The 15,470-nt window shown below is 71.2% G+C and carries 13 protein-coding genes; 3 read left to right on the top strand and 10 right to left on the bottom strand.

Annotated elements, in window-relative coordinates; translation table 11 throughout:
* Window positions 1-16 precede the first annotated feature (16 nt).
* Entirely contained in the window at window positions 17-550 is a 534-nt protein-coding gene (locus ABZU99_RS02390; protein ID WP_355943443.1) for an alkyl hydroperoxide reductase, read from the bottom strand.
* An 11-nt stretch (window positions 551-561) separates the two neighbouring features.
* Window positions 562-1,116 (bottom strand): peroxiredoxin, encoded by a 555-nt coding sequence (locus ABZU99_RS02385; protein ID WP_355943441.1) that lies wholly within the window; start codon window positions 1,114-1,116, stop codon window positions 562-564.
* Window positions 1,117-1,263: 147 nt separating this feature from the next.
* Between ABZU99_RS02385 and ABZU99_RS02380 the strand changes: the two genes are divergently transcribed.
* On the top strand, window positions 1,264-2,223 hold the full coding sequence (locus tag ABZU99_RS02380) for a hydrogen peroxide-inducible genes activator (protein ID WP_355943439.1): 960 nt from the start codon (window positions 1,264-1,266) through the stop codon (window positions 2,221-2,223).
* 240 nt (window positions 2,224-2,463) lie between these two features.
* On the opposite strand, the gene ABZU99_RS02375 is transcribed toward ABZU99_RS02380, so the two are convergent.
* The 4 genes from ABZU99_RS02375 to ABZU99_RS02360 all read right to left on the bottom strand — a co-directional run bounded on the left by ABZU99_RS02375 (window position 2,464) and on the right by ABZU99_RS02360 (window position 6,424).
* Window positions 2,464-4,920 (bottom strand): FtsX-like permease family protein, encoded by a 2,457-nt coding sequence (locus ABZU99_RS02375; protein ID WP_355943437.1) that lies wholly within the window; start codon window positions 4,918-4,920, stop codon window positions 2,464-2,466.
* Window positions 4,917-5,603, bottom strand: a complete 687-nt coding sequence (locus ABZU99_RS02370) for an ABC transporter ATP-binding protein (RefSeq protein ID WP_355943435.1) — start codon at window positions 5,601-5,603, stop codon at window positions 4,917-4,919. The genes ABZU99_RS02375 and ABZU99_RS02370 overlap by 4 nt, the downstream gene beginning before the upstream one ends.
* Window positions 5,600-6,124, bottom strand: coding sequence for a PadR family transcriptional regulator (locus ABZU99_RS02365; RefSeq protein WP_355943433.1), 525 nt, complete (start codon window positions 6,122-6,124; stop codon window positions 5,600-5,602). The genes ABZU99_RS02370 and ABZU99_RS02365 overlap by 4 nt, the downstream gene beginning before the upstream one ends.
* Before the next feature lie 93 nt (window positions 6,125-6,217).
* Window positions 6,218-6,424, bottom strand: coding sequence for a hypothetical protein (locus ABZU99_RS02360; RefSeq protein WP_355943666.1), 207 nt, complete (start codon window positions 6,422-6,424; stop codon window positions 6,218-6,220).
* 436 nt (window positions 6,425-6,860) lie between these two features.
* On the opposite strand from ABZU99_RS02360, the gene ABZU99_RS02355 reads away from it, so the two are divergent.
* Window positions 6,861-9,104, top strand: coding sequence for a transglycosylase domain-containing protein (locus ABZU99_RS02355; RefSeq protein ID WP_355943431.1), 2,244 nt, complete (start codon window positions 6,861-6,863; stop codon window positions 9,102-9,104).
* Between the two features lie 64 nt (window positions 9,105-9,168).
* On the opposite strand, the gene ABZU99_RS02350 is transcribed toward ABZU99_RS02355, so the two are convergent.
* The 3 genes from ABZU99_RS02350 to ABZU99_RS02340 all read right to left on the bottom strand — a co-directional run bounded on the left by ABZU99_RS02350 (window position 9,169) and on the right by ABZU99_RS02340 (window position 13,225).
* Window positions 9,169-11,613 carry a SpoIIE family protein phosphatase gene (locus ABZU99_RS02350; RefSeq protein WP_355943429.1) on the bottom strand — a complete coding sequence of 815 codons (2,445 nt, stop codon included), beginning with the start codon at window positions 11,611-11,613 and terminating at the stop codon, window positions 9,169-9,171.
* Between the two features lie 57 nt (window positions 11,614-11,670).
* Window positions 11,671-12,390 carry a methyltransferase domain-containing protein gene (locus tag ABZU99_RS02345; RefSeq protein WP_355943427.1) on the bottom strand — a complete coding sequence of 240 codons (720 nt, stop codon included), beginning with the start codon at window positions 12,388-12,390 and terminating at the stop codon, window positions 11,671-11,673.
* Window positions 12,391-12,523: 133 nt separating this feature from the next.
* Window positions 12,524-13,225, bottom strand: a complete 702-nt coding sequence (locus ABZU99_RS02340; protein WP_355943425.1) for a DUF402 domain-containing protein — start codon at window positions 13,223-13,225, stop codon at window positions 12,524-12,526.
* Between the two features lie 201 nt (window positions 13,226-13,426).
* On the opposite strand from ABZU99_RS02340, the gene ABZU99_RS02335 reads away from it, so the two are divergent.
* Window positions 13,427-13,564 (top strand): helix-turn-helix domain-containing protein, encoded by a 138-nt coding sequence (locus ABZU99_RS02335; protein WP_356044151.1) that lies wholly within the window; start codon window positions 13,427-13,429, stop codon window positions 13,562-13,564.
* Window positions 13,565-14,017: 453 nt separating this feature from the next.
* On the opposite strand, the gene ABZU99_RS02330 is transcribed toward ABZU99_RS02335, so the two are convergent.
* The gene (locus ABZU99_RS02330) at window positions 14,018-15,409 is read right to left on the bottom strand and encodes a class II fumarate hydratase (RefSeq protein ID WP_356044154.1); all 1,392 of its coding nucleotides are present in this window, start codon (window positions 15,407-15,409) and stop codon (window positions 14,018-14,020) included.
* Window positions 15,410-15,470: the final 61 nt, after the last annotated feature.

Raw genomic sequence — 15,470 nt, 5'->3', positions numbered from 1 at the left:
GCGTCTCGTGTCAGGCTCAGGCGCCCAGGACGCCCTCGGCGTCCAGGGTGGCGCCGACCGCCTGCACAACGGCAGCGATCTTGAAGGCCTCGTGGATCGTCTCGCGGTCCACGCCCGCCTTGCGGAGCACCTGCTCGTGCGAGTCGAGGCACATCCCGCAGCCGTTGATCGCGGACACGGCCAGCGACCACAGCTCGAAGTCGACCTTCTCGACGCCCGGGTTGCCGATGACGTTCATCCGCAGGCCCGCGCGCAGGTTGCCGTACTCCGGGTCGGACAGCAGATGCCGGGTCCGGTAGTAGACGTTGTTCATCGCCATGATGGCGGCCGCCGACTTGGCGGCGGTGTACGCCTCCGGCGAGAGGTTGGCCTTGGCCTCCGGCTCCAGCTCCGTCAGGACGCGCGGCGAACGCGAGGCGATCGCGCAGGCGAGCACGGTGCCCCACAGCTGCTGCTGGGGGAGGTCCGAGTTGCCGATCACCGAACCGAGGTTCAGCTTGAGGTCCTTGGCGTAGTCCGGAAGCGCGGACTTCAGCTCGTCGAGTGCCATATCAGCTCCGTTCACTCACCGGACAGGAGCGTGACCGGGTCGAGGGTGTCCTCGCCCTTGCTCCAGTTGCACGGGCACAGCTCGTCGGTCTGCAGGGCGTCCAGCACCCGCAGGACCTCCTTGGGGTTACGGCCCACGGAGCCGGCCGTCACCATGGTGAACTGGATCTCGTTGTTCTGGTCCACGATGAAGACGGCACGCTGCGCGAAGCCGTCCTCGCCCTCGACGCCGCAGTCGCGCATCAGCTCGTGCTTGGAGTCGGCCAGCATCGGGAAGGGCAGGTCACGCAGGTCGGCGTGGTCCTTGCGCCAGGCGTGGTGGACGAACTCGGAGTCGCCGGAGACGCCCAGGATCTGCGCGTCGCGGTCGGCGAACTCGTCGTTCAGCTTGCCGAACGCGGCGATCTCGGTCGGACAGACGAAGGTGAAGTCCTTCGGCCAGAAGAACACGACGCGCCACTTGCCCTCGTAGGACTTGTGGTTGATCTGCTCGAACTCCTTGCCGCTCTCCAGCGACACGCAGGCGGTCAGGTCGTAATCGGGGAACTTGTCACCGACAGTGAGCACGCGCTCTCCTTGCAGCTTTCGCATGGGAAACCCTCTTGATCGGGTTTGATCAGGTTTCCTGGGGGATGGACGGTCCCTACCCTGGCACATCGGGCATTGATCAGTGAAATAGCTAGACTCGGTGGCGTTGATTGGATGTGGTTATCAGTGGTCGCATCGTCCACCCCGCCCGGAAAGTCCCGGCAGCCCAGCCTGTCCCAGCTCAGAGCCTTCGCCGCGGTCGCGGAGCATCTGCACTTCCGCGATGCCGCCGCCGCCATCGGAATGAGTCAGCCCGCGCTCTCGGGCGCCGTCGCCGCCCTGGAGGAGGCGCTGGGCGTCCAGCTCCTGGAGCGTACGACGCGGAAGGTCCTGCTCAGCCCGGCGGGGGAGCGGCTCGCGGTCCGGGCCCGCACGGTGCTGGAGGCGGTCGCCGCCCTGCAGGAGGAGGCCGAGGCGGCGCGGGCGCCCTTCACGGGGGTGCTGCGGCTCGGGGTGATACCGACCGTGGCACCGTATCTGCTGCCGGCCGTGCTGCGGCTGGTGCGGCAGAACTATCCGCTGCTGGACCTCCAGGTGCACGAGGAGCAGACCGCCTCCCTCCTGGACGGGCTCGCCCAGGGCCGGCTCGATCTGCTGCTGCTCGCGGTTCCGCTCGGCGTCCCCGGCGTCGTCGAGCTGCCGCTCTTCGACGAGGACTTCGTCCTGGTCACGCCGCAGGACCACTGGCTGGGCGGGCGCGCCGACATTCCGCGCGAGGCGTTGAAGGAGCTGGATCTGCTGCTGCTCGACGAGGGACACTGCCTGCGCGACCAGGCCCTGGACGTCTGCCGCGAGGCGGGCCGGCCCGAGGGCGCGCCGGTGACGACGAGCGCCGCCGGGCTCTCCACGCTGGTGCAGCTCGTCGCGGGCGGGCTCGGGGTGACGCTGCTCCCGCGCACCGCGCTACGGGTCGAGACCGGCCGGGGCGACCACCTGGCCACCGGCGACTTCGCCGACCCGGCGCCCGCCCGCCGGATCGCCCTGGCCATGCGCGCGGGCGCCGCGCGCCAGGGGGAGTTCGAGGAGTTCGCGGCGGCGCTGCGGGAGGCGCTGCGGCCGCTTCCGGTGCGCATCGTGGGCGGGTGAGCCGGAGCGGCCCGGGCACGGCTGCGGGGTCGCTCCCTTGGAGAGCTGCGGGGCTGCGGGGCCGCTCCCTTGGAGAGCTGCGGGGCTGTGGGGGCGCTCCCTTGGAGAGCTGTGGGGGCGCTCCTATGGGGAGCTGTGGGGGCGCTCCCATGGGGAGCTGCGGGGGCGCTCCCATGGAGAGCTGCGGGGCCGCTCCCATGGAGAGGGGAACGGCCCCGGAGCCGGGGACGCGCCGCGGCCTCACTCCGTCCGCAGGCCCTCCGGCCGCATCATGCGCCACAGGGGCGGCAGGCTGACGAACGTCACCAGCAGGATGACGCCCGCGCCGATGCCGGCCATGGCGCCGAGGCCGGACCAGTCGATGGCCAGCGGCTGGTCGACCATCTTCAGCAGGATCGCGCCGAGCGCCAGTCCGCCCGCGATCGAGAGCCCGAGCCCCAGCACCACCGGGACCGCGGTCTGCCACAGGATGGACCAGCTCAGGGTGGTGCGCCGGGTGCCGAAGGCGACCAGGACGGACAGCAGCTTCTTACGCTCGCGCAGCTGCTCCAGGGTCGTCACGATCATGCTGGCGCCGATGAGCAGCAGGGTTCCGGTGGCGCCGATGAACAGGCCGCGGCGGATCGTCGCGAACTGGTCGGACTCCGCGGTGCTGGAGAGCGTCATCACATCCAGCGTGGGGTCGAGCGCCGCGCTGGTGTTGCGCGGGTACTCGGCGACGTCCGGCACCTTCGGGTCCAGCCGCAGCATGGCCACCGCCTCGGGCTGGTCCAGGTCCGCGACATCGAACGCGCCGGGGGTGGCGAGGATGCCGGTGCGCTCACGGCCGATCGGGTCCGTGCGGCTGCCCACCACCTTGGCCGAGCGGGGGATCGTCCACAGCTTCTTCGTCGCACTCGGCGTGTACCCGGTGTCGTCCATGTTGAGGTTGACCTGGGCGCCGGGCTTGGCGAAGGCCCTCTCGGGGTCGTAGTAGTCGGTGGAGCGGGGGTTGACGACGAAGACATCGCCCTCCTTGCAGCTGGTGACGCGGGCAACCTCGCGCAGCGTGGGGCAGTCGGCGACGGTGAGGGAGTCGGTCGGGATGTCGGCCCGGCCCTTCTCCTTGCTCGTGGCGTCGGAGACATACGCCTCGGTGACGCCGAGCACATCCTTGACGCCCTTGGTCTTGCGGAACCGGTCGAGGACGTCGCGGGCCTGGGCGCCGGTCTCGACCCGGACGTGCGCGAGCATCTGGGCGCGGTGCGGGTCCTGGCCGGTCTCCTTGGTGTGGGTGTCCTGCACGGTGGTGAAGAGCATCTGGATGGCGATCGCCCCGGCGACCGCGACCGTGATGCCGCTGACCGCGCGCGCCGCCGTGCCGCTGCTGAGCTGGAGCCGGCGGGTGGCGAGCTGCCAGGGCACCGGCCCCTTGCCGAAGCGCTCGACGACGGCCTCGACAAGCCAGGGCAGCAGCGCGGTGAGGCCGATGAGCAGCAGGATGGCGCCGAGGGCCGCCTGGTACGCCTTGTTGTCGCCTCCGCCGCTCGGCCCGAAGCCGCCCGCGAGCGGCAGCAGCAGCCCGATGCCGAGGACCGGCAGCAGCAGCCGCCACCACAGACGGCGTCGCTTGGGGGTGGCGTTCCGTACGACACCCAGCGGCTCGATGGTGATCCCGCGCAGGGCGACCAGGGTGACGATCACGGCCGAGGTGGGCACGGTCACCGCGATCAGCAGGGCGAGCGGCCCGGAGGGCCGGATGTCGGAGGCGAAGAAGCTGACGTCCCACAGCGTGACGCCGCTGATGAATTCCCGGACCGCCAGGAAGAGCGCACCACCGACGGCGAGCCCGAGCAGCGAGCCGAAGAGCGACTCACCGGCGGCGATCCGCCGGGTCATATGGCTGTCGGCGCCGACCAGCCGCAGCGCGGCCAGGCGGCGGTCGCGCCGCTCGCCGCCGAAGCGCGCGGCGGTGGCGATGAAGATGAGCACCGGCAGCAGCAGGACCACACAGCCGACGATGACCAGCAGCAGCAGCGCGGGGTCGATGGGCCTGGGCTTGCCGGCGTCCTTCGTGCCCCAGCGCTCGATGTGGTATTCGCTGTTGACGTGCTCGAACGCCTTCTGGGTGATCCCCGCGTAGTAGCGCAGCTCGGCCGGGCCGGACAGTCCGCTGTCGTCGATGGTGCCGATGACGCGGTACGGGATGCGCTCGCGGAGCAGCTTTCCGTCGTCCGAGTCGAGCAGCTTCTTCAGAGCGGGCGAGACCCACATCTGACCGGGGGCCGGGATATGGCTGATGCCCGGCGGCTGGGGCGGGTGCGCGCCGTCCGGCGCCATCACCAGGCCCTCGATGTCCGCGTCCCGGTAGGTGGTGTCGGCCCGGCCGAGGTGGATCGTGCCGGGGCCCGGCGCGGGTTCGGTCTGGAAGCCCAGCGCGGCGCGTGCGTCGGACCGCTCGCTGCGCAGGGAGTACGCGGTGGGCGCGGAGGAGGCCAGGAGCAGCAGCGCCACGCCGAGGCCCACGCCGACCGCCGTCATGATCGTCCGGGCCCAGCTCTCCCGGCCGCCGGTGACCGCGAAGCGCCCGCCCATGACCAGGTCGGCGGCCCAGCGGGCGCGGGAGACGCGGCGGCGGGGCCCGGGGTCGGAAGGCGCGGGCGCGGCGGGCGCCGGAACGGGTGCCTGGGCGGCGCGCTCGCCGTCCGGGCCGTTCATCGGACCCCCGCCATGTCCCGGGCCTTGCCGTCGCGTACGACGACCTCGCGGTCGGAGTAGGCGGCGACCCGGGCCTCATGGGTGACGAGGACGACGGCGGCGCGGGTGTCCCGGGCGGCCTCGGTGAGCAGCTCCATCACCCGCTCGCCGTTGAGGGAGTCGAGCGCGCCGGTCGGCTCGTCGGCGAAGAGCACCCGCGGGCCGGTGACCAGTGAGCGGGCGACGGCGACGCGCTGCCCCTGGCCGCCGGAGACCTCGCCGGGCCGCTTGTCGCGTACGTCCGCGACCTCCAGCCGCTCCAGCCACGACAGCGCGCGGGCCTCGGCCTCCTTGCGCTTGACGCCGTTCAGCCGCAGCGGCAGTGCCACGTTCTCCACGCAGTTCAGCTCCGGGACGAGCTGGCCGAACTGGAAGACGAAGCCGAACTCGCCGCGCCGCAGGCTGCTGCGCTCGGCGTCCGACATCGCGGACAGCTCGCGCCCGTTGTAGTGGACGGAGCCCGAGTCCGGCCGGACGATCCCCGCGAGGCAGTGCAGCAGCGTCGATTTGCCGGAGCCGGAGGGCCCCATGACGGCGACGACCTCGCCGGGGTGGATGGAGAAGTCCGCGCCGTCGAGTGCGGGGGTGTGGCCGTACGACTTGTGGAGGCCATGGGCTATGAGCAGAGAGCCTGCCGGGGTCATGGACGTACCGCCTTGGCGAGTTGGCCGAGGCGGGCCGCGGTGAGCTCCAGCCAGCGCAGATCGGCCTCGAGGTGGAAGAGGGCGTGGTCGCAGATGAGTTGGTCGGTGAGGTCACCGCCGCGCTTGCGCTGGGTGAGCTCGCGCATCAGCCGCAGATGTTCGGCGCGCTGGACGTCCAGCAGATCGGCGGCGTCGCGCCCGGTGAGCAGCGCGAGCACGACCTTGGTGTAGAGGACCGACTGGAGGTAGGGCTCGGGCTTTTCGGGCTGGGTGAGCCAGTGCTCCACATCGGTGATGCCCGCGTCGGTGATGGCGTAGCGCTTGCGCTCGGGGCCACCGCCGTGCTCGATGCCGTCGACCTCGACGAGGCCGTTCTTCAGCAGCCGGGACATGGTGGAGTAAACCTGCCCGTAGTGGAGCGGACGGTCGTGTCCGAATCTTTCATCGAAGGCCCGCTTGAGGTCGTACCCATGGCGCGGGCCGGACTCCAGGAGTCCGAGCAGGGTGTGGCCGATTGACATGCGCGCACTCTACACCATGCGTATACGCAGTGTGTATAGCCGCGTCGAATAGTGTGTCCCCGCAGGTCAGCGGCATTTCGTCAAGGTCGCTTGCTACTCGGGCATCTCGTCGGTGTCCTCGGAGGGAGCGCGCGGCGGGCGGCCGCGGCGCGGGATCGGCCGCACCGCACCAGGTAGCCGGCCGGCCTCCGCGAGCGCCTTGCGCAGCAGGAACTCGATCTGCGCGTTGGTGCTGCGCAACTCGTCACCCGCCCAGCGCGCGATCGCGTCATGGACGGCGGGGTCGAGCCGCAGCAGCATCTGCTTGCGCTGCCGCGGCTGCCGGGCGGGGCGCTGCTTCGGCCGGCCGGCCCCGCCCCCGGACGGCCCGACGCCGCCGACGATGCCGGCCGGGCCGAGCGGCAGGGCCGGCCCGCCGCTGACGCTCCGCGCGGGCCGCTCCCGGGCCCGGGGCTCCGGGGGGGGGGCCGGTACATCCGCTATGCCGGTGATGTCTGTAGTGGGCGTCGCGTCGGCCATGGAGGTTCCGCGTTTCCTGTCGGTGGTGCCGTCATCTAGCAAAGTGATAGCACTTTAACCCCTGCGACAACCCTTAGCGCCTGCTGAGCGTCAGTTCCCATGGAGCAGGTGCTTTTTGTCACCTTCGGAAAAAGCTTGATCGATGAGTATTTGACGGTAGTTGCGGTGTTAGCTTCATGAGCTGGGCTGGGGGCTAACGACTGAAGCGGCGGGAGAGATGGGCAGAGCGGAAGAGCGGCGCGCGCGGCAGCAGGGCGCTCGTAGGGCCGAGAAGGCCGCGAAAAAGGGGGGCATACGCCGTTTCTTCACCTGGAAGAGGGTGCTGGCGTACTTCGTCTCGCTCTGTGCGCTGGTCGTCGGCGGGTTCTTCGTGCTCTATTTGCTCGTACCCGTGCCCGGTGCCAACGCCAAGGCCAAGGCGCAGGCCAACATCTTCAAGTACAGCGACGGCACGATCATGGCCAAGGACGGTGACGTCAACCGCGAGTCCGTACCGCTGTCCAAGATCCCCAAGCAGGTGCAGCGCACCTTTGTCGCGGCCGAGAACAAGGACTTCTACACCGACTCCGGCGTCTCCCTCACCGGCACCGCCCGCGGTCTGATCAACACCGCCCTCGGCAGGGGCAAGCAGGGTGGCTCCACCATCACCCAGCAGTACGTCAAGAACTACTACCTCAGCCAGGAACAGACCGTCAGCCGCAAGCTGAAGGAGCTGGTGATCTCCCTCAAGGTCGACCAGCAGAAGTCCAAGGACTACATCCTCGAGGGCTACATCAACACCAGCTACTACGGCCGCGGTGCCTACGGCATCCAGGCCGCGGCCCGCGCGTACTACGACAAGGACGTCGAGGACCTCACCACCGAGCAGGGCGCGTATCTCGCGGCGCTGCTCCAGGCCCCCAGCCAGTACGACATGGCCACCGCGGGCCCCAACGGCAAGCGGCTGGCCAAGAACCGCTGGAACTACATCCTCAACAACATGGTGGACAAGCACTGGTTGACCAAGGATGAGCGCCAGGGCATGAGGTTCGACAACCCGGTCAAGCCCCGGCCGATCCCCGGCCTCGACGGCCAGACCGGCTACTTCATCGAGGCGGCCAAGAAGGAGCTGTTCAAGGCCGGGGTGAACGAGAACGAGTTCGGGCACGGCGGCTGGACGGTCACCCTCAACATCGACCGGAAGAAGCAGAAGGCGCTGGAGAAGGCGGTCCGCACCCAGCTGACCGACAAGCTCGACCCGAAGAAGCGCACGGTCGACAAGCACGCCCAGGTCGGCGCCGTCTCGGTGGACCCGAAGAGCGGCGGCGTCGTGGCCATGTACGGCGGCGCGGGCTACACCGAGCACTACACCAACAACGCCACCCGCGCGGACTACCAGCCCGCCTCCACCTTCAAGCCGATCATCCTCGCCTCCGCGCTGGAGAACGGCTCCACCACGCAGGACGGCACGCCGATCACGGCCAACACCCTGTACGACGGCACCAGCAAGCGGCCCGTCAAGGGCAGTGACACCGCCTTCGCCCCGCCGAACGAGGACAACAAGTCCTATGGCCCGGTCACCGTCCAGAAGGCGATGAACAGGTCCATCAACTCCGCCTTCGCGCAGATGGCGGTGGACGTGGGCCTGGCCAAGGTCAAGGACACCGCCATCGACCTCGGCATGGACGGCAAGGACGGCAACGGCTTCGATGTGCGCCCCGCGATGTCGCTGGGCGTGATGGGCGCCAGCCCGTACCAGATGGCGGGGGTCTACGCGACCCTCGACAACCACGGCAAGAAGGTCACCCCGGCGATCGTGAAGTCCGCCGAGAAGGGCGACGAGCGGGCCCAGCTGCCCGACCCGACCAACGGCCAGGCGATCAGCCGTGGCGCGGCCGACTCCGTCACCTCCGTCCTCACCGGCGTGGTCGACGACGGCACGGGTTCGGCGGTGCAGCGCAAGGGCATGGACATGGCCGGCAAGACGGGTACCTCGGACGACAACAAGTCCGCCTGGTTCACCGGCTACACCCCCGGCCTGGTGACCTCGGTCGGCATGTTCGGCGAGGCCAAGGACGGCAAGCAGGTCACCCTCAAGGGCACGGGCGGCGGCGGCCGCGTCAACGGCGGTGGCTACCCGGCCGAGATCTGGGCCGCCTACATGGGCGCCGCGCTGGGCGACAAGGCGGCCTCCGAGTTCGATCTGGACACCGACATGGGCGCGGCCATCAAGCCGCCCCCGCCGACGACCCCGAGCGACGCCCCCTCGTCCACCTCGCCCTCCCCGACGCCGAGCGAGTCGGAGAGCGAGTCGTCGTCGCCGAGCCCGACGCCCTCCGAGTCGTCCACCAGCCCGACCCCGTCCACGTCTCCTCCGTCGACGCCGCCGGACCAGTCGACCCCGTCCTTCCCGATCCCGACCACCACGCCCCCGCCCGGAGACGGCACCGACCGTCAAAAGCAGCCGAAGCAGGGGCAGTAGCGCGGCCGATCAGGCACCACGGCGGCCGGAACGAGGCGAAGAGCCCCGTTCCGGCCGCCGCCGGTTACGGCATCGCCAGCTCGAACCAGACGACCTTGCCCGTGGACAGCCGGGTCGCGCCCCAGCGCTGGGCCATCCGGTTGACCAGGTACAGCCCGCGCCCACCCTCGTCGGACGGCCGGGCCTGGCGCAGCCTCGGCAGCTGCGGGACGTCGTCCCCGACCTCGCAGCGCAGCACATCGGTCCGCAGCAGCCGTAGCGTGATCGGCCGCTCCGCGTATCGCACGGCGTTGGTGACCACCTCGCTGACCAGCAGCTCGACCGCGTCCGTCAGATCGTCCAGGTCCCAGCGGGCGAGCGCTCGGCGGGCCAGCCGGCGGGCCTGCCCGGCCGTCTCGGCCTTCGGGTCCAGGAACCAGTACGCGACATCGCTGGGCGCGATCCCCTCGAAGCGGGCCGCGAGCAGCGCCACGTCGTCATCCCGGTCGCCGGGGCCCAGCATGTCCAGGACCTCGTCGCACAGCGGCTCCAGCGGTGGCGGGTTGGGGCCGGTGAGCCGGGCGGTGGCGGACAGCCGCTCGCGCAGCTGCTCGATCCCGGTCCACACGTCGCGCATGCGCGACTCGACCAGCCCGTCGGTGTAGAGCATCAGGGTGGCCCCGGCGGGCGCGTCCAGCTCGACCGCCTCGAAGTCGACGCCGCCGACCCCGATCGGCGCCCCCGGCGGCACCCGCAGCACTTCGGCACGGCCGCCCCGGTGCAGCAGAAGGGGCGGCGGATGGCCCGCGTTGGCGACCACGATGCGGTGTGCGACCGGGTCGTAGACCGCGTACAGGCAGGTGGCCATGCGGTCCGTACCGAGCCGCTGGGCCTGCTCGTCGAGGTGGTGCAGCACCTCCTGCGGCGGCAGATCCAGACCGGCGAGGGTCTGCGCGGTGGTCCGCAGCTGGCCCATGATCGCGGCGGAGGTCATGGAGTGGCCCATGACGTCGCCGACCACGAGCGCCACCCGGTTGCCCGGCAGCGGGATCGCGTCGTACCAGTCGCCGCCGACCCGCGCGGTCTCGGCCGCGGGCAGATAGCGGCTGGCCAGCCGGACGCCGGTGGGCTGGGGCAGCGAGTCGGGCAGCATGGTGCGCTGGAGCTCGTCCGCGATGTAGACCTCGCGCCCGTAGAGCACCGCCTTGTCGACGCCGAGCGCGGTGTGGGTGGCCAGCTGGGCCGCCACCAGCAGATCGTCCGGTTCGAACGGCGGACGGTCCGGCCGGCGTACGAACACGGCCGCACCGATCACCCGGCGGCGCCCGCGCAGCGGCGCCAGCACCGTGCGCTGACCGGTCGCCACCGAGGGCCCGTCGCCGAGGAGTTCGGGGAGCGCGGCGCGCGCGGCCTGCGAGTCGCCGAACACCGGCCGCACCCCGCGCAACACCTCGGCCAGCGGACCGCCCGCCTCCACCTCACACAGCTCGGCGGCCGGGCCGCCGCCCACGGCGGGCGACAGATCCGGCTGAGAGGGCATCAGCGGCAGTCGGCCGCTCTCGGTGTCCGGATCCAGCGGGATCCGGTCGGTGCGGCGCAGCCGCAGCACCACCGGGCCCACCGGGCGCTCGTCGCCGACCGGCAACGGATCGCGCAGATAGACCAGGATCGCGTCGGCGAAGGTGGGCACGGTGGCACGGCACAGACCGAGCACGATCTCATCGAGGTCGATACCGCGCGCGATCCGCCGCGTCGCCGCCCCGACGAACCGCAGCCGGTCACCGCCCCGGTCCCGGGCGGCCGCCGCCTCGGCGGCGCCGGGCTCGACCACGGGCACCGCGGGCACCGCGCCGTCGGGGGTCGTGTATCCGACCTCACCCGCCGCGCCCACCGCCGAGGCGGCCTCGCTGGGCTGCGCCGGATGCTCACCCGCGTCGGTGCCCCGCCGCCCGGATCCCCGGCCCCGCCCGCCGCCCCCGGCGGCCGGGGGCTGATCGTCGCGGCCCGGTCCGCCGTCCCGCGATCCGGGTCGGCGCGCCGCGCCTCTGGCCGCATTGCGGTCCGCGTCCCACACAGGCTCGCCCTCCGGTGTGCCGTGCTCCGGCTGCGCCGGGTGCTCGCTCTCCGCCGTCTTCCGGCGCTCCGTACCTCCGCCACCGCGCGCTGCGGCCTTGGCGCTCCCCGCGCCTGCGCCGTTCGCCGCGTTCGCCGCGCCGCGGCCACGGAGCCCGGACCGTGGCCGGCCGGTCCCGCTGCCCGGCTCCGGGGCCGGACCGCCCCCCGCGGCGCGCCGGGCCGGCTCCTCGCCGGGGCCCGCGGCGCCGCCATGGGCGGCCTGCGCAGCCGGGCCGTCCGCGGGGAAGGCCGGGCGCGGACGGCCGCCGTCCGGCTCCTGGCCGGGGGCAGCCGCCTGCCGCGCGGCGGTCCGCGGGTCCGGGACCGCGCCGTGCGCGTCCTCGGGCGCGGGCGCGCCCGGGGCGGCAGGGGTGGCAGCCTGCCGCCTGTTGGGGGAGGTGGGGTGCTCCGTCACGCGTGGGTTTCCATCCGTCCGGGGCCGTGCGCCCTGTGGTCGAGGGCGCACCGGGTGTCAGGCACGTCGTCGGCAGTTCAGATAGAGCTGGATCTCGGGTGGTACGTCCGTGCTGGCCGGGGCGTACGCGTGCGAGTCCTCCCCGACGATCTCGAAGCCCGCATCGTCCACGACCTGTCGCAGCTCGTCCCGCAGATAACCGGATACCCGCACCGAGTTGCCGAGGAACGGGATGGGGAAGTCGTCGACGTCGGCCTCGACCATGCCGAGTCCCAGCAACCCGCCGGGTCTGAGCACGGCGTGCAGCGCCCGCAGCGCGTAGGGGATCTCCGGGCGGGGCAGCAGCAGCAGCGAGAAGTAGGCCGCGATGCCGTCGAAGGGGCCGAGTTCCCGGGATCCCCCGGGGCCGTACCGGCCGCCCACCCGCAGATCCACGATGTCCACCTGCTGGAAGGTGGCGCCGGGCACATTGTCCCGGGCGAGCTTGAGCATGCCCGGGGAGATGTCGATCCCGATGACCTCGTGTCCCGCCTCCACCAGCTGACGGGCCGTGGGCAGGCCCGTACCACAGCCGACATCGAGCACCCGGGAGCCGGGCGGAAGCGTTTCGGCCAGCCATTGACCGGCCGCGACCTGACCCTCTTTGCAGGGGAAGGCCTCGGCGTAGCGGTCGCCTATCGCGTCGAATGCCTCCGCCTGACCGCTGCGATCCAGCGCCAAGCGGTCGAAGTCCTCGTACCCCTCATAGCCGTCGCCGTAGTCGTCCTCACCGCTCACGACTCCGCCCCTCCTGTGACATCGCGTCAGCTCCTGTGCATCGTCCGTGAGTTGCGCCAGTGTCTGGTTTCCCGCAGGTGCAGTGTTCCGGACGACGATCCTACGTTTGAAACACCGGGACACAGCAAGAGGTTCAGGACCTCGAGTGTGCGGACGTATGCCCCCGGCCCGTACGGCCCCAGTCCGCCGGAAGGGCGGGGACCGGCCACGCCGGGTCCGGCCGCCAGTCCTCCCAGCCGTCCCCGAACGGCGTCCCCCAGCACTCGATGAGCCGGACGGCGGCCCGGCCCGCGGCCCGGACCCGCCGCCCCTGTCCGGCGGCCATCAGCCCGGCTCGCTGCGCCTGGTCGAACTCGTCCTCGTCCTTCCATTCCCAGGTGTGGTCCGGGTAGACCGCGATGTCCAGGAAGTGGTCCTCGGAGTCGACCCCGCCGGCCCAGCGGACCAGCGGCTCCTCCAGGTTCACGTACCAGTTCTTGAACCGCCAGCCCTGGTCCCAGAACAGCCACACCGACCAGGGCTCACCGGGCCGGGCGAGCTTCAGTACCCCGGTGCCGAACCACTGCGACAGCGCCGTCGTGCGGGGCTTCGTGTAGCGGGTGGACAGCGGCTCGAGGTGCACCGGCGTGCCGTCGGTCAGCTGCGGCTTGACGCAGGCGGTGCCCGGAGCCAGCCAGACGGCGAGCAGCTCAGCGGTGTCCCGGACCACGGTCACGGGACGGCAGATGTGGATGAGGTCGGAGGCGTTGGCGCGATAACGCCACAGGATGTGCTCCCCGGCCGCCCATCGGGGCGTGTCCGCCGTCCCCGTCGTCTCCACGATGTCCGCTGTCATGAGCAGATCTTAGGTGCGACGGGGCCGCCGTGCCGTGACCTATGCCGCAACGAATGCCGCCCGCCAGGTTACGGATTCTCTCGCGTCAAAGCCCAGGTCTTCAGGCCGGGGCTGAGATGCCTGCCCGTCTGAACTCGTTCGCCGCCGCTATGAGGCCAAGCGCAGTAAGCTTGCAATCGGCAGTTACGATACAACTACCGTATGTATCCGAAAGCGGCCCGGCGTCATGCGTTGGCCCGTGCGTTCGGGTGCGCCCATGTGGTGTGGAACGACTGCTTGCGAGCCCGCGAGTGCCCCGGTACAAGTCCAAGGAGGACACGCGGCAGTCGATCCGCCTGAACACCAATGCCTCCGGCGTCAGAGACAACGGTGCCGTGTATGTGGCCAAGGCAGTGCAGGTGGCCAAGGCCGGGGACCTCAAGGTCAGGTGGTCCCGGGCCCCTTGTGGCCGCCCCCACCTCCCTGACGGTCACTGAAGGAGGACACGCGGCAGTCGATCCGCCTGAACACCAATGCCTTCAGCGTCAGAGGCAGCGGTGCCGTGTATGTGGCCAAGGCCGGGGACCTCAAGGTCAGGTGGTCCCGGGCCCCTTGCGGCCGCCCCCACCTCCCTGACGGTCACTTGAACGCGTCGACGAACACCCTGGCCGCCGGACGGGCGGACAGGCTGAACGCCTGCGGAGCGCGGGTAAGACCGGGACCTGGCCCGGCACAGCGTGATGAAACAGGAAGCCACCCGGACGGTCGGACGACCGTGGCGGGAATCCCTCGCCTTCAGGCCGGGGGAGCACGTCAAGGATGCGTCATGCGCAGCACGTCCAGCGCCTCGTCCAGCTGTTCCCGCGTCAGCAGACCGCGCTCCACATAGCCGGACTCCAGCACCACCTCGCGGATGGTCTTCCGCTCGGCCAGCGACTTCTTGGCGACCTTGGCCGCCTCCTCGTAGCCCAGATAGCGGTTGAGCGGGGTGACGACTGACGGCGAGGACTCCGCGTACTCGCGGGCCCGCTCCACGTTGGCGGTGATCCCGTCGACGGTACGGTCCGCCAGCAGCCGGGAGACATTGGTCAGCAGCCGGATCGACTCCAGCAGATTCTTGGCGATCACCGGGAGCATCACATTGAGCTCGAAGTTGCCGGCGGCCCCGGCCGTGGCGACGGTGGTGTCATTGCCGGCGACCTGCGCCGCGACCATCAGCACGGCCTCGGGGATCACCGGATTGACCTTCCCCGGCATGATCGACGAGCCCGGCTGCAGATCGGGCAGGGCGATCTCGGCGAGCCCGGTGCGCGGGCCCGACGCCATCCAGCGCAGATCGTTGGCGATCTTGGTGAGGCCGACCGCGATCGTCCGCAGCTGCCCCGAGGTCTCGACTAGGCCGTCCCGCGCGCCCTGCGCCTCGAAGTGGTTCCGGGCCTCCGTCAGCGGCAGCCCGGTGGTACGGGCCAGCTCGGCGATGACGGCGGCGGGGAAGCCGGGCGGGGTGTTGATCCCGGTGCCCACGGCGGTACCGCCCAGCGGCAGTTCGGCCAGCCGCGGCAGCGCGGCGCGCAGCCGCTCGATCCCGTACCGCACCTGCGCCGCGTAGCCGCCGAACTCCTGACCCAGCGTCACCGGCGTCGCGTCCATCAGATGCGTGCGCCCCGCCTTGACCACGTCCGCGAACGCGTCGGCCTTGCGCTCCAGCGCCTCGGCGAGATGGCCGAGCGCCGGGATCAGATCGGCGGTGACGGCGGCGGTCGCCGCGATGTGGATGGAGGACGGGAAGACATCGTTGGACGACTGGCTGGCGTTGACGTGGTCATTGGGGTGCACCTCGCGGCCCAGACGCTCGCTCGCGAGGGTGGCCAGCACCTCATTGGTGTTCATGTTGGAGGAGGTGCCGGAGCCGGTCTGGAAGACGTCCACCGGGAAGTGGTCGTCCCAGCGGCCCGCGGCGACCTCGGCCGCCGCCTCCGCGATCGCCCCGGCGATGTCCTTGTCGACCACCCCCAGCTCGGCGTTGACCATGGCGGCCGCGGCCTTGATCCGGGCCAGCGCCTCGATGTGCGCCCGCTCCAGCCGCTCGCCGCTGACGGGGAAGTTCTCCACCGCCCGCTGGGTCTGGGCCCGCCACTTGGCGTACGCGGGGACCCGCACCTCGCCCATGGAGTCGTGCTCGGTGCGGTAGCTCTCGTCGGTCATCGTGGGACACCTCCGTCCAGCACAGCGCTGTCACGTCCCGCCGTGTTCCCCCGTCCGCCGG

Origin of the sequence: Streptomyces sp. NPDC005266 (assembly GCF_040607655.1) — a bacterium.
In the GTDB taxonomy this organism is placed as follows: Bacteria; Actinomycetota; Actinomycetes; order Streptomycetales; family Streptomycetaceae; genus Streptomyces.
This window is presented reverse-complemented; position numbering and strand designations above follow the sequence as displayed.